This window comes from Microbacterium sp. 01T413_2 (genome assembly GCF_056398985.1).
Map to the genome: position 1 here is coordinate 133,474 of NZ_JBFTQL010000001.1, position 12,371 is coordinate 145,844.

12 protein-coding genes are annotated in these 12,371 nt (G+C 69.2%); 4 read left to right on the forward strand and 8 right to left on the reverse strand.

What is annotated here, in order from left to right; genetic code table 11:
- Nucleotides 1–21 precede the first annotated feature (21 nt).
- From AC1DMN_RS00645 to AC1DMN_RS00660, 4 genes are all read right to left on the reverse strand, one after another.
- Nucleotides 22–2,166 carry a 3-hydroxyacyl-CoA dehydrogenase NAD-binding domain-containing protein gene (locus AC1DMN_RS00645; RefSeq protein ID WP_477229328.1) on the reverse strand — a complete coding sequence of 715 codons (2,145 nt, stop codon included), beginning with the start codon at nt 2,164–2,166 and terminating at the stop codon, nt 22–24.
- A gap of 8 nt (nt 2,167–2,174) precedes the next feature.
- Nucleotides 2,175–3,380, reverse strand: coding sequence for a thiolase family protein (locus AC1DMN_RS00650; protein WP_440731837.1), 1,206 nt, complete (start codon nt 3,378–3,380; stop codon nt 2,175–2,177).
- Nucleotides 3,381–3,589: 209 nt separating this feature from the next.
- Nucleotides 3,590–4,786 carry an HRDC domain-containing protein gene (locus tag AC1DMN_RS00655; protein ID WP_477229051.1) on the reverse strand — a complete coding sequence of 399 codons (1,197 nt, stop codon included), beginning with the start codon at nt 4,784–4,786 and terminating at the stop codon, nt 3,590–3,592.
- Nucleotides 4,779–5,360 carry a DUF3000 domain-containing protein gene (locus AC1DMN_RS00660; protein ID WP_477229052.1) on the reverse strand — a complete coding sequence of 194 codons (582 nt, stop codon included), beginning with the start codon at nt 5,358–5,360 and terminating at the stop codon, nt 4,779–4,781. Before AC1DMN_RS00660 ends, AC1DMN_RS00655 begins: the two co-directional genes overlap by 8 nt.
- A gap of 25 nt (nt 5,361–5,385) precedes the next feature.
- Here AC1DMN_RS00660 and AC1DMN_RS00665 point away from each other — a divergent pair, with 25 nt between their 5' ends.
- Complete coding sequence (locus tag AC1DMN_RS00665) at nt 5,386–6,561, forward strand: alpha/beta hydrolase family protein (protein WP_477229053.1); 1,176 nt, start codon at nt 5,386–5,388, stop codon at nt 6,559–6,561.
- Nucleotides 6,562–6,593: 32 nt separating this feature from the next.
- On the opposite strand, the gene AC1DMN_RS00670 is transcribed toward AC1DMN_RS00665, so the two are convergent.
- A complete protein-coding gene (locus AC1DMN_RS00670; RefSeq protein WP_441977787.1) occupies nt 6,594–7,043 on the reverse strand; it encodes a SufE family protein in 450 nt (149 codons plus the stop codon).
- Nucleotides 7,044–7,062: 19 nt separating this feature from the next.
- A complete protein-coding gene (locus AC1DMN_RS00675) occupies nt 7,063–7,956 on the reverse strand; it encodes a sulfurtransferase (protein ID WP_477229054.1) in 894 nt (297 codons plus the stop codon).
- 178 nt (nt 7,957–8,134) lie between these two features.
- On the opposite strand from AC1DMN_RS00675, the gene zapE reads away from it, so the two are divergent.
- The 3 genes from zapE to AC1DMN_RS00690 all read left to right on the forward strand — a co-directional run bounded on the left by zapE (nt 8,135) and on the right by AC1DMN_RS00690 (nt 11,186).
- Entirely contained in the window at nt 8,135–9,187 is a 1,053-nt protein-coding gene (gene zapE / locus AC1DMN_RS00680; RefSeq protein ID WP_440731831.1) for a cell division protein ZapE, read from the forward strand.
- 131 nt (nt 9,188–9,318) lie between these two features.
- Nucleotides 9,319–10,554 carry an ammonium transporter gene (locus tag AC1DMN_RS00685; RefSeq protein ID WP_440731830.1) on the forward strand — a complete coding sequence of 412 codons (1,236 nt, stop codon included), beginning with the start codon at nt 9,319–9,321 and terminating at the stop codon, nt 10,552–10,554.
- A gap of 41 nt (nt 10,555–10,595) precedes the next feature.
- Entirely contained in the window at nt 10,596–11,186 is a 591-nt protein-coding gene (locus AC1DMN_RS00690) for a type II toxin-antitoxin system PemK/MazF family toxin (protein ID WP_441977786.1), read from the forward strand.
- 20 nt (nt 11,187–11,206) lie between these two features.
- Here the strand turns inward: AC1DMN_RS00690 and AC1DMN_RS00695 are convergent, their stop codons facing one another.
- Together AC1DMN_RS00695 and AC1DMN_RS00700 are read right to left on the reverse strand one after the other, a co-directional pair.
- Nucleotides 11,207–11,608 carry a hypothetical protein gene (locus tag AC1DMN_RS00695; RefSeq protein WP_441977785.1) on the reverse strand — a complete coding sequence of 134 codons (402 nt, stop codon included), beginning with the start codon at nt 11,606–11,608 and terminating at the stop codon, nt 11,207–11,209.
- A gap of 4 nt (nt 11,609–11,612) precedes the next feature.
- Nucleotides 11,613–12,356, reverse strand: coding sequence for a CDP-alcohol phosphatidyltransferase family protein (locus AC1DMN_RS00700; RefSeq protein ID WP_477229055.1), 744 nt, complete (start codon nt 12,354–12,356; stop codon nt 11,613–11,615).
- Nucleotides 12,357–12,371 lie beyond the last annotated feature (15 nt).

A 12,371-nucleotide genomic window follows, 5' to 3' on the forward strand; every position in this document is an offset into this window, starting at 1 on the left:
TGCGGATCGGTCGCGCAGCTCTCAGGCGTTCGCGATCCCGCGGATCACGGGTGTGTGGAACGTCGCGCCGAACACGCGCTCCGAGGCGCCTTCGCGGTCGAGGTATGGCGAGGCCCCACCGTCGATGAACGGCCAGCCCGCGCCGAGGATGAGGCACAGGTCGATGTCCTCGACCTCCGGCACCACGCCCTCGTCGAGCATGAGCCTGATTTCGTGCGCGAGCCCGTCCTGCACGCGGCCGAGGATCTCCGCGGCCGGCGTCGGGGTGGAACCGGCGGCCTGCTTCACGAGCTTGTCCGCGGCCTTGGTGAAGCCGGTCACACGGCCGCCCTTGTCCTTCTCGACGACCTCGGCCAGATCCGCCAGGGCATGGAAATTCTCGTTCGCGTAGAAGCGATCCGGGAACGCGTGCACCATGGTGTCCTGCACGTGCGCGGCGACCTTCCAGCCGACCAGATCGATGAGCTGGAACGGCCCCATGGGCAGTCCGAGCGGACCGAAGGCCTTCTCGACGTCGGCGACGGGTGTGCCCTCGTACACGGCACGGGCCGCCTCGCCCATGACCTTGGCGAGCAGGCGGTTCACCACAAAGCCGGGGGCGTCGGCGGTGAGCACGGCGTTCTTGCCCAGGCCCTTCGCGACCACGAAAGCGGTCGACAGGGCGGCATCTGTGGTCGCCGGCGTCTTCACGATCTCGATGAGCGGCATGACCGCGACCGGGTTGAAGAAGTGGAAGCCGACCAGTCGCTCGGGGTGCGCGAGCTTCGAGCCGATCTCCTCGACGGAGAGCGACGAGGTGTTGGTCGCGAGGATCGCGTCCTCGGCGACGATCTTCTCGATCTCGCCGAACACCGCCTGCTTGACGCCGACCTCCTCGAACACGGCCTCGATGACGAAGTCGCAGTCTGCGTAGAGGGACTTGTCGGTCGTGCCGGTGACCAGGCCGCGCAGCTTGTTCGCGCTGTCCGCGTCCAGGCGGCCCTTGGCCTCGAGCTTGCCGATCTCGTCGTGGATGTAGGCGACGCCCTTGTCCACGCGCGCCTGGTCGAGATCGGTGATGAGCACCGGCACCTGCAGCTTGCGCACGAACAGCAGCGCGAACTGGCTGGCCATGAGGCCCGCACCGATGATGCCGACCTTGGTGACCTTCTTGGCGAGCGTCTTGTCGGGCGCGCCGACCGGGCGCTTCGCACGCTTCTGCACGAGGTCGAAGGCGTACATCGACGCGGCGAACTGGTCGCCCGTGACGAGATCGGCGAGCGCCTCGTCCTCGCGGGCGAAGCCCTCCTCGCGGGAGCCGCTCTTCGCCTTGTCGAGCAGGTCGAGCGCGACATACGGCGAACGGGGCACGGTGCCGATCTTGGACTCGAGCATGCCGCGGGCCATCTTGATGGCGATCGGCCACTTGGTGAGACGCTCGATCTTGCCCGGCTCGTTCTTGCGGTCGACCTTCTTGCCGCCGAGCACCGCATCGGCCCAGCGCAGCGAATCCTCGAGGAAGTTCGCGGCAGGGAAGATCGCGTCCATCATGCCGATCTCGAAAGCCTGCTGCGGCTTGAGCATGCGGTTCTGCTTGAGCGGGTTCGAGATCACGACCTCGAGCGCGTTCTCGATGCCGATGAGGTTCGGCAGCAGGTACGCCCCGCCCCAGCCGGGGATGATTCCGAGGAACACCTCGGGCAGCGCGATGGCCGCGGCCGACGAATCGACCGTGCGGTAGTTCGAGTTCAGCGCGATCTCGACGCCACCGCCGAGCGCGAGGCCGTTCACGAATGCGAACGACGGCACGCCGAGGGTGCTCAGCGAACCGAGCACCTTGTGGCCGAGCTGCGCGATGAGGCGCGCGTTGTCGCGGGATCCGACCCGGCTGATGTCGGAGAGGTCGGCACCGGCGGCGAGGATGTACTGCTTCCCGGTGATGCCCACCGCGTCGATCTCGCCGGCCGCTGCGCGAGCACGCAGTCCGGCGAGCGTCTCGCCGAGCTCGGTGAGCGTGGCAGGTCCCAGCGTGTTCGGGCGGGTGTGGTCGCGGCCGTTGTCCAGCGTGATGAGGGCGAGCACCTTGCCGGAGGGCAGGCGCACGTCACGCACGGGGGAGTGCGTGACGACCTCGCCCTCGGTGAGGGCCATGATGGGCGAGAAGTCGATCGCGTCGTAGTTCGTCATTCCGGCACTCACTTCCGCTTCTTGCCGTCGAAGTAGGGGTTCTCCCAGATGACCGAGCCGCCCTGGCCGAGCCCCACGCACATGGCGGTGAGGCCGTAACGGACGTCGGGACGCTCGGCGAACTGCGCGGCGAGCTGGATCATCAGGCGCACGCCACTCGCAGCGAGCGGGTGACCGAGCGCGATCGCACCGCCCCACTGGTTGACACGAGGGTCGTCGTCGGCGATGCCGAAGTGGTCGAGCAGGGAGATGACCTGGATCGCGAACGCCTCGTTCAGTTCGAAGAGGCCGATGTCGGAGATCGTCAGGCCGGCCTTCTTGAGCGCCTTCTCGGTGGAAGGGATCGGACCGATGCCCATGATCTCCGGCTGGACGCCGGCGAACGCGAACGAGACCATGCGCATCTTCGGGGTGAGACCCAGTTCCTTGACGGCTCCGCCGCCGGCGAGCAGCGACATGGTCGCGCCGTCGGTGAGCGGCGAGGAGGTTCCGGCCGTGACGCGCCCGTGCGGGCGGAACGGCGTCTTCAGCGCTGCCAGGTCCTCCATCGTGGTCTGCGGCCGGCGGCCCTCGTCCTCGGTCGCAAGACCCCAGGCGCCGTCGGCGCCCTTGATCGCGACCGGAACGAGGTCGGGCTGGATCTTGCCGGCGTCGTACGCGGCTTGCACCTTGTGCTGGCTCAGCATGCCGAAGCGGTCGGAGCGCTCCTTGGTGAGGTGCGGGAAGCGGTCAAAGATGCGCTCCGCGGTGACGCCCATGTTCAGCGCGCCTGGATCGACCATCTTCTCCGCGACGAACCGCGGGTTGGGGTCGGCGTTGCCGCCGATCGGGTGGTGCCCCATGTGCTCGACGCCGCCCGCGAGGGCGAGGTCGTACATGCCGACGCCGATCGACGCACCCATCGTGGTGACGCTGGTCATGGCGCCCGCGCACATGCGCTCGACGGCGAGGCCTGGAACGGTCTGGGGGAGTCCGGCGAGGATCGCGACCGAGCGCCCGAGGGTGAGGCCCTGGTCGCCCGTCTGCGAGGTCGCCGCGATGGCGACATCGTCGATCCGGTCCAGCGGGACGTTCGTGTTCCGCTCCATCAGGCCGATCGTGGCCTTGACGGCCAGGTCATCCGCGCGGGTGTTCCAGTACATGCCCTTCTCGCCGGCGCGCCCGAAGGGGGTGCGCACTCCATCGACGAAGAAGACGTCCGAGATCTCGGCCACTCTGCCTCCAATGCCCCGTCCGCTGCGCGGACAAGGCCTCCGTTGTTCTGCCGGCAGCCAACGCACGCCGGACTTACAGTTTCGCACGTCCTGAGGAACGCGGTCCCCTATTTTGTGAGACCGAGTGTCATCGCGGTCTGCGCATTCCAGGGGTGTCCCCTCAGCCTAGGTGGGGTCACAGAACGGAGTATGAATCGGTTGGGCTGAACCTACGAAGCGTCTCCGGGCGCCTCGTCGGTCGTTTGCGCGGCTTCCACAAAAGCATCCGCGATCCGCTGTGCGGTTTCCTCAATCTGCCACCGTCGGGCATCACGTGCGGCGAGGGCGGATCCGATCGATGCGGCATCCGTCTCCGTCGGCGGCTCCCACGCGATCCTGCGCAGTGTGTCGGGGGTGAGCAGGTTCTCCGTGGGCATCCCGAGCTCTTCGGCGCGGGCTTCGACGGCGGCCCTGGCGGACTTCAGCCGGGCGTCCGCCTCGGGGTTGCGGTCGGACCAGGCGCGTGGCGGCGGGGGAGCGTCGCTGGGGACGCGCTCACGCGGCAGATCAGTGCTCTCGCGGCCGCGCTCGATCGCCGCCCACCAGCGATCCAGCTGGCTGCGGCTCGCTCGCCCGGTGAACGCCGAAACCGCGGCGAGGGCGCCCTTGCTCTGCGGGTTGGCCTGCACCGCGGCGATGAGCGCGCGGTCGGGGACGAGACGACCCGGCGAGACGTCGGATTCCCGGGCGAAGTCCTCCCGGGCCTGCCACAGTTCGCGGGCGACGGCGAGGTTCTTCGCGCCGCGCACCTGATGCAGTCCGCTCAGGCGTCGCCACGGCTCCTCACGCGGAGGCTTGGGCCGGCGCACTCGGGTGGCCTCGAACTCCTCGGCGGCGTACGCCGTCTTGTCGGCCGCCGTGAGCTCGGCCGCGATGAAGTCGCGGACGTCCACCAGATGCAGCACATCGAGCTCGGCGTATTCGAGCCAGGCGTTCGGCAGCGGCCTGGTCGACCAGTCCGCTGCCGAGTGCTCCTTGGCCAGCACGATGCCCAGGGCGCGCTCGACCACGGCCGCGAGGCCGACGCGCTCATAGCCGAGCAGCCTCGCTGCGAGCTCGGTGTCGAACACGCTCGCGGGCTCCAGGCCGAGTTCATGCAGAGAGGGCAGGTCCTGGCTCGCGGCGTGGAACACCCACTCCTCGGCGCCGATGGCCTCCTGCAGGGGAGCGAACGAGGTGATCGCGATCGGATCGAACAGAAACGCTCCGGCGTCGCGGCGGAACGCCTGCACGAGATAGGCGCGCTGCGAGTAGCGGAAGCCGGAGGCGCGTTCCACGTCGACGGCGACGGGCCCGCGTCCTGCAGCGAGCGTCCGGGCCGCGGCGGCGAAGTCCTCGTCGTTGTCGATGACGACGTAGTCAGTCACGGATGGTTCTCCTGGCGCCGAACACGGCGATGTCCTCTGAGCCGGGCGGCAGTCCCGCCAGCATTCCGACCAGCTCCGCCCATGCCTCGGCATGCGGGGCGAGCGGTCCGGTCGGCGACCACGACGCACGGAGTTCGATCTGCGCGCCGTCTCCTTCCGCGGCCAGCCCGCCGAAGCCCCTGGACAAGGTCTTCGTGGAGGTTCCGGATGCGGAGTGATGCGTCGCGCCGTGGGACGCGAGCGCGTCGATCAGCCAAGACCACGCTACATCCGCGAGCAGCGGATCCGTGCCGATCTCGGGCTCGAGAGGCGCCTGAGCGAACGCCACGATGCGCCACGGTCCCGTCCAGGCGTCCGGTTCCGACGGATCGTGCAGCAGCACGAAGCGCCCGGTGCCGTACAGCGAGTCGCCCTTGTCGTCGGGGCGCACGTCGGCTGCGAGGGCGAGGGCATCGGGCGCGAGGCCGGACGGTGCGGGGATCTCGTGCACCACGATGTCGTCGCGGAATCGCAGCGCCCGCAGCTGTTCGGCGGCATGCGCGAAGACGCCGTCGGATCCGGGATGAGCGCTCACGCGGACAGACTAGAGTCAGGAGGCGATGAAGAGTCTCAGGCACGCCGCGACGGTCGGCGCGATCGCGCTGGCGGGCGCCGCGGCTCTCGGCGCGGCGATCGGCGGAGCCCTCGTGCTGCGCATCGCTCGCGAGGTGATCACGCCCGCACCGCGCAAAAACGACACCGACGTGCTCTCGGTCGACACGGGTGCGCAGACGATCGAGCTCTCACGGACGCCGGACACCGAGCTGCCAGGGCGCTACGGCCTCTATGTCGACGGCACCCCCGGATACGTGAAGCTCGGCGCCGTGCTGCACGCGGACGCCGGCAGCGTGCGTCGAAAGCTGCTGACCCAGATCGAGCCGGGTGCCGAGGTCGGGCGCCGCGCGGGATTCAGCGGCTACTACTACCTCGCACCGGGGGAGCTGCACCTGCCCTACGAATCGGTGCTGATCGGTACGCCGGCAGGGCCCTGCCCGGCCTGGCTCTTCCCGGCGGAGTCGACCACCTGGGTGATCCAGGTCCACGGCCGGGGTGCCACCAGGTCCGAGTGCCTGCGCGCCGTGCCCGTGCTGCATGCCGCAGGGCTGCCGGTGCTCGTCACCTCCTACCGCAATGACGGGGAGGGCCCGCGCACGCGACCGGGTTCCTACGGTCTCGGGGCGACGGAATGGCGCGATGTCGACACCGCGATCGCCTACGCGCTCCGCCACGGCGCGGAGCGGATCCTGCTCATGGGGTGGTCGATGGGTGGTGCGATCGCGCTGCAGACGCTAGTGAGCTCCGACCACGGCGGCGCGGTGGTCGGCATGATCCTGGATTCCCCGGTCGTCGACTGGCGCACGGTGCTGCGCTTCCAGGCGAAGGCGATGAAGCTGCCGGATCCGCTGCCGCAGCTCGCTATGGACGCCCTGGAGCAACCCTGGTCGGCACGGCTCAGCGGCGCCGACCAGGCGATCGCATTCGATGCGCTGGACATGGTCGCCCGCTCCGCCGAGATCGACGTGCCGATCCTCCTGCTGCACAGCGACGACGACGGCTTCGTGCCCTCAGACGCCTCGCACGCCCTGGCGAAGGCGCGGCCGGACCTGGTGACCATGCCGCCGTTCACCGGCGCGCGCCACACGAAGCTGTGGAACTACGACCAGAACCGCTGGACCGACGCGATCGCCGACTGGCTCGGCGAGCAGGGATTCGCGCAGGACAGCTCCCTGGGCTGAGGGCTCCGTCGGCCGGCTCCGCCGCGTATCGGTCAGGCGACCGCGAGGCGGGCGCGCACCTGCCGCTTGGCGCGCATGAGCATCCCTGTCATGCCGGAGATGCGCAGCGGCGACACCACGCGGGTGAGACCGATGGACTGCGGGAAGTCGTCGGGGATCGCCAGCACGGCCTCCGGGCTGAGACCGGCGATGCCCTGCGCGAGGATGCTCGCGAACCCGCGCGTGGTCGGAGCCTCTGCGGGCGCGGTGGCGTGCATCGTCACCGCGCCGCCCGCCAACTCCAGGTAGATGTAGACGGGCGACTGGCACTCGGCCACGCGCTCAGCCATCTCGGGATGAGCGGCGACCTCCTCGGAGACCGCAGGCAACTCGTTCGAGAACTCGAGAAGGAGCTGCAGCCGGTCCGCTTCGGGGAGCTCCAGGAACGCGTCCCGGATCTCTGCGAGCGCGTCGGGGAGGGCGAAGGCAGCGGTGTCAGTCATCACCGCAATCCTCCCATGCTCAGAGCGACCCGGGCTCCTCGCCGGTGACGATCGGGACCCGCACGGCGCTGCCCCACTCGGTCCAGGATCCGTCGTAGTTGCGCACGTTCTCGAACCCGAGCAGGTGCTTCAGCACGAACCAGGTGTGCGCGGAGCGCTCACCGATGCGGCAGTACGCGACCACGTCGTCGCCGGCCTTGAGCCCGGCGCCATCGAGATAGATCGCTTCGAGTTCGGTACGGGGCTTGAACCCGCCGTCCTCGGCGACGGCCTTCGCCCATGGCACGTTCTGCGCGGTCGGGATGTGCCCGGCGCGCAGCGCGCCCTCCTCGGGATAGGCCGGTGCCGACGTGCGCGAGCCGTTGTACTCCTCCGGCGAGCGCACGTCGATGAGCGGGTTGCCCAGATGCGTGAGCACGTCGTCCTTGTAGGCGCGAAGCACTGAGTCGTCGCGTTCCACGACGGGGTACTCGGTGGCCGCGCGGCCGGGGAGCTCGGTGGTGATCTCGCGGCCCTCGGAGATCCAGAGGTCGCGCCCGCCGTCCAGCAGGCGTACATCCTCGTGACCGAACAGCGAGAAGACCCAGAGGGCGTAGGCGGCCCACCAGTTGTTCTTGTCGCCGTAGATCACGACCGTGTCGTCGCGGGAGATGCCCTTGCGGCTCAGGAGCGCGGCGAACCCGGCGCCGTCGACGTAGTCGCGCACGACCGGGTCGTTCAGTTCGGTGTGCCAGTCGACCTTGACCGCACCCGGGATGTGCCCGGTCTCGTAGAGCAGCACGTCCTCGTCGGACTCCACCACGACCAGGCCCGGTTCGCCGAGGTGCGTGGCGAGCCAGTCGGTGCTGACGAGCCGTCCGGGCTCGGCGTACTCGGCGAACGATGCGGACGCGGTGTCGAATTCGACGGTCACAGGGGGCTCCCTCGGAAGTGGTGATGCAGGGCGACGATGTCCGTGAACGGCCCGTCGCGCGCGATGACGCGCGGTGAAACCGGTGACGGCGACGGCGTAGGGTTGATCCGTCTCTTCGACACTAGAACCCCGTGCGCCCCTGCGCACCCGCAGGGTAAGACTTCGACACAGGATCCGCATGACCGATCAGGCCGCCACCTCCGGCGTCGTCCACCTCATCGACCGCCAGCCGCAGATGACCGGCGCAGAACTGCTGACGGGGCTCGTGCCGCCGCCGCAGTTCGACGGCGCGACGTTCGAAAGCTACCGCTCCGACGCGGCCTACCCTTCCCAGGAGGAGGCCAAGCAGCATCTCATGACGTTCGCGACGGGCGCGCAGCCGGTCAAGCGCGGCGGCCTGTTCCGGCGGGCGCCTAAGGTGCCCGAGACGAAGCCCGGTGTCTACCTCGACGGCGGCTTCGGCGTCGGCAAGACCCACCTTCTCGCGTCGATCTATCACGCGATGCCCGCCCGGCGGAAGTACTTCGGATCCTTCATCGAGTACACGGCTCTCGTCGGCGCGCTCGGCTATCGCAACACCGTCGACCTGCTCCGCGGATCCGATCTGCTCTGCATCGACGAGTTCGAGCTCGACGACCCGGGCGACACCATGGTGATGACCCGACTGCTCGGCGAGCTCGTCGGCACCGGCACGAAGCTCGCGGCCACCTCCAACACCCCGCCGAACGCGCTGGGGGAGGGCCGTTTCGCCGCACAGGACTTCCTCCGCGAGATCCATGCGATGTCGGACAGCTTCGAGACGATCCGCATCGACGGCGTCGACTTCCGCCAGCGCGCGCTGGACGGGCACGCCGTGGCGCTGTCCGGCGAGGACTACGCCGAACGGATCGCGGTGCTGAGCACAGGTCACCGCGTCTCGGACGACGCGTTCGACGACATCGTCAAGCACCTCGCGCAGGTGCACCCGTCTCGCTACATCCGCCTCATCGCCGGAGTCGAGGCGCTGGGGATCCGCGATGTGCGCCAGCTCACCGACCAGTCCGAGGCGCTGCGGTTCGTCGCCTTCGTCGACCGCGCGTATGACGCGCAGATCCCGATCCTGGCGACCGGACGTCCTCTGGACGAGGTCTTCAGCGAGGAGATGCTCGGCGGCGGCTACCGCAAGAAGTACCTGCGTGCGATCTCTCGTCTGAACGCTCTCTCGCACGCCGAGCTCCCCGTCGCCGGCTGATCCGGACGCGCGAAACACGCTGTTCACACAGCGGCGGATCCTGTAACACCGGCGCAACATGCGCCTCCCTCCCGCGAAACACAGCGCCGCCACACTGAAACGCACGACGCGATCAGGTGGAGGCGCACAGTATGGAAGCAACAGGGAACATCTCCTGGGGAGTGACGGCGACGGCGCTGGTACTGCTCATGACGCCAGGAGTGGCGTTCTTCTACGGCGGTCTTGTCAAGGCCAAGAGCGTCATCAGCATGATGATGATGAGCTTCGGCGCGATCGGGCTCGTCGCCGTGCTGTGGATCCTGTTCGGGTCGTCGATGGCGAGTGTGTCCTCGCCGACGCAGTTCGCCGGTGACCCGTTCGCCGACTTCGGCCTGGCCTCGCTCGCGAGCGGCAAGGGATCCAACGTCGCGCTGCTCACCGTGGGGTACGGCGCCACGTTCGCGATCATCACGGTCGCCCTCATCTCCGGCGCCATCGCGGACCGGGCGAAGTTCGGTCCGTGGCTCATCTTCGTCGGCGTCTTCGCGACCGTCGGCTACTTCCCGATCGCCGCGTGGGTGTGGGGCGGCGGCTGGATCATGCATCTGGGCGCCATGTTGTTCGGAGCCGACAGCGGCATCGAGTTCATCGACTACGCCGGCGGCACCGCGGTGCACATCAACGCCGGCGCCGCGGCCTTCGCCCTCGCGCTCGTGCTCGGCAAGCGGATCGGGTTCCAGAAGGGCATCCAGAAGCCGCACAACGTGCCCCTCACGCTGCTCGGTGCCGCGCTGCTGTGGTTCGGCTGGTTCGGATTCAACGCCGGCGCGCAGTGGACCACGAAGGGTATGGACGGCGTCGGGCTGATCACGATCAATACGTTCGGAGCGGCCGCTGCGGGCATTCTCGGATGGATCCTGATCGAGCGGATCCGCGGCGGCAAGGCCACCTCGATCGGTGCCGCCAGCGGTGCCGTCGCGGGCCTCGTGGCGATCACGCCGGCGTGCGCCAACCTGACGCCGGGCTGGGCACTGCTGCTCGGGGCGCTGACCGGCGCGGTGTGCGCGCTGGCGGTGGAGCTGAAGTTCCGTCTCGGCTACGACGACTCGCTCGACGTGGTCGGTCTGCACCTGGTCGGCGGTTTCATCGGCACAATCTACCTCGGCTTCTTCGCGACGGGGCAGGGCCTGTTCACGGGCGGCGACCTCCGGCTGCTCGTGGTGCAGGTGCTCGCTTCGGGCGGCGTGCTGATCTACTCCTTCGTCGTGGCGCTGGTCATCGGCTTCGCCATCGAGAAGACCGTCGGTTTCCGTGTCACCAGCGAGGACGAGATCGCCGGCGTCGACCTCGTGGTGCACGGCGAGGAGGGCTACGCGCTCACCTCCTGAGGCCCGCGGGGATGCGGGACAGGCGCGGATAGGGTGTCGTTGTGACCACCAATGGCAACGGCATCCTGTCCGCGCTCTTCGCCGCCGTGGCGGCGATCGCGAAGGCAGTCACGAACACCTCCACCCGTGAGAAGGCGCCGCAGGGCCCCGCAGCTCGCACGACGGCAGGCGCCTCGACAGGCACCGCGACGCTGGAGCCGACGGTGGGCCACGGCGGAGCGACCGAGACCCTCGAGCTCGATCCCCGCTCGGTGCGCGGCCTTCACGTCGCCTACGCGCCGCGGCGCGACGGTGCTCCGGACGCGGGGGAGATCGTCTGGACCTGGGTGCCGTACGCCGAGCGCGACGGCCGGGGCAAGGACCGGCCGGTGCTCGTGATCGCGGCGCAGTCGGCGGAGCGGGTGTACGCGGTCAAGCTGACCAGCAAGTCGCACGACGGGGACCGCGACTTCCTCTCGCTCGGATCTGGACCCTGGGACGGGCAGGGCAGGGAGAGCTGGGTCGACATCGACCAGCTCTACAGCGTGCACATCTCCGGTGTGCGGCGCGAAGCGGCCGCTCTCGACCGCGCCCGCTTCGAGCGCGTGGCGAGCGTGCTGGAGCGCCGGTTCGGATGGACCGCGGCCGCCTGAGGGCGGGCTGAACGCACTGCTCAGCGCCGCGCCGGCGATCCGCTTCGCAGCACGAGCACAGTCGTCACCGCGAGGACGACGATCCCGATCGATTCCACGACGACCGTCTGCGGGACGAGCGTGAAGGTCCACACCTCGGTGATCCCGAACAGACCCACGGTGAGCGCGAGCAGAAGCGCGCCCAGTGTGGCGATCAGGAACAGCAGGGACAGCACCGTCGCGGCCTGCGCGAGCCTGCCGTGGAGCACGAGCATCCCGACCGCGAGCACGAGTGCCGCCACGGCGTTGAGCACGAACATCACGCCGAGGATCCCGCCGACTCCTGCGAACACGAGGAAGAGGTGGATCCCGCCGGTGGTGAGGAGGACGAGCGCGCTGAGGATCCGCATGACCCGCAGCGCCGGGGTGGTGGTCGACGTCATCGTGCTACCTGCTTCCGTCTCGAGCCGAGGCCTTCTGGGGTGACACGAGATGCGAGCTCGTCCGGTTCATCCGGACGAGCCAGACGACATCGCGACCGAAGGATTCGCACAGCAGGAGGAGCGCTCCCGCCGCGATGGCGATGTTCGCGACAGGCGGCAGCAGCTGCGTGGCGATCAGCGCCAGCGCGATGCCGCACGCCGCAGCGACGACCTTCCGCCAGTACCGGTAGGGGAGTGTGCGGCCGAGGAACGGCAGCGCCCATGCCGCGGCGACGAAGGCGTACCGCATGAGCCCGATCGCGAGCACCCAGCCGCCGACGAATCGCACGTCGTACACGCACAGCACAAGCAGCAGGAACGCGTCGACCTCCATGTCGAAGCGGGCGCCGAGTTCGCTCACGCTGTCGGTGCGGCGCGCGACGTACCCGTCGACGCCGTCGAGGGCGAGGGCTGCGGCCACGATCGTCGCGAAGAGCGCGACGGAGATTCCATCCGTGAACGAGGTCACGACGAGGCCCGTCGCGATGCCGACGAGCATCGATCGGGCGGCCGTGACGGCGTTGGCGGCGCCGAAGCGCGTGCTGCCGCGCCGTCGGAGCCCGCGTGAGACCAGCAGGGACGACACGGCCAGGTAGCCGAGCGCAGCCGTCCAACCCGCCGGCGACAGCGGTTCGAACGCACCGAGCGTGAGCAGCGCGAGGACTCCTGCGGCCCCCCACAGCCAGGGCGTGAGCTGAACCTTTCGCATCCGGCCTCCGTGTTA

Excerpts from the sequence above, each read along its gene's own strand:
- zapE (WP_440731831.1), top strand. The coding sequence starts at position 8,135 with ATGACCGATCAGGCCGCCACCTCCGGCGTCGTCCACCTCATCGACCGC.
- AC1DMN_RS00695 (WP_441977785.1), bottom strand. The coding sequence starts at position 11,608 with ATGACGTCGACCACCACCCCGGCGCTGCGGGTCATGCGGATCCTCAGC.
- AC1DMN_RS00670 (WP_441977787.1), bottom strand. The coding sequence starts at position 7,043 with ATGACTGACACCGCTGCCTTCGCCCTCCCCGACGCGCTCGCAGAGATC.
- AC1DMN_RS00665 (WP_477229053.1), top strand. The coding sequence starts at position 5,386 with ATGAAGAGTCTCAGGCACGCCGCGACGGTCGGCGCGATCGCGCTGGCG.
- AC1DMN_RS00700 (WP_477229055.1), bottom strand. The coding sequence starts at position 12,356 with ATGCGAAAGGTTCAGCTCACGCCCTGGCTGTGGGGGGCCGCAGGAGTC.
- AC1DMN_RS00645 (WP_477229328.1), bottom strand. The coding sequence starts at position 2,166 with ATGACGAACTACGACGCGATCGACTTCTCGCCCATCATGGCCCTCACC.
- AC1DMN_RS00685 (WP_440731830.1), top strand. The coding sequence starts at position 9,319 with ATGGAAGCAACAGGGAACATCTCCTGGGGAGTGACGGCGACGGCGCTG.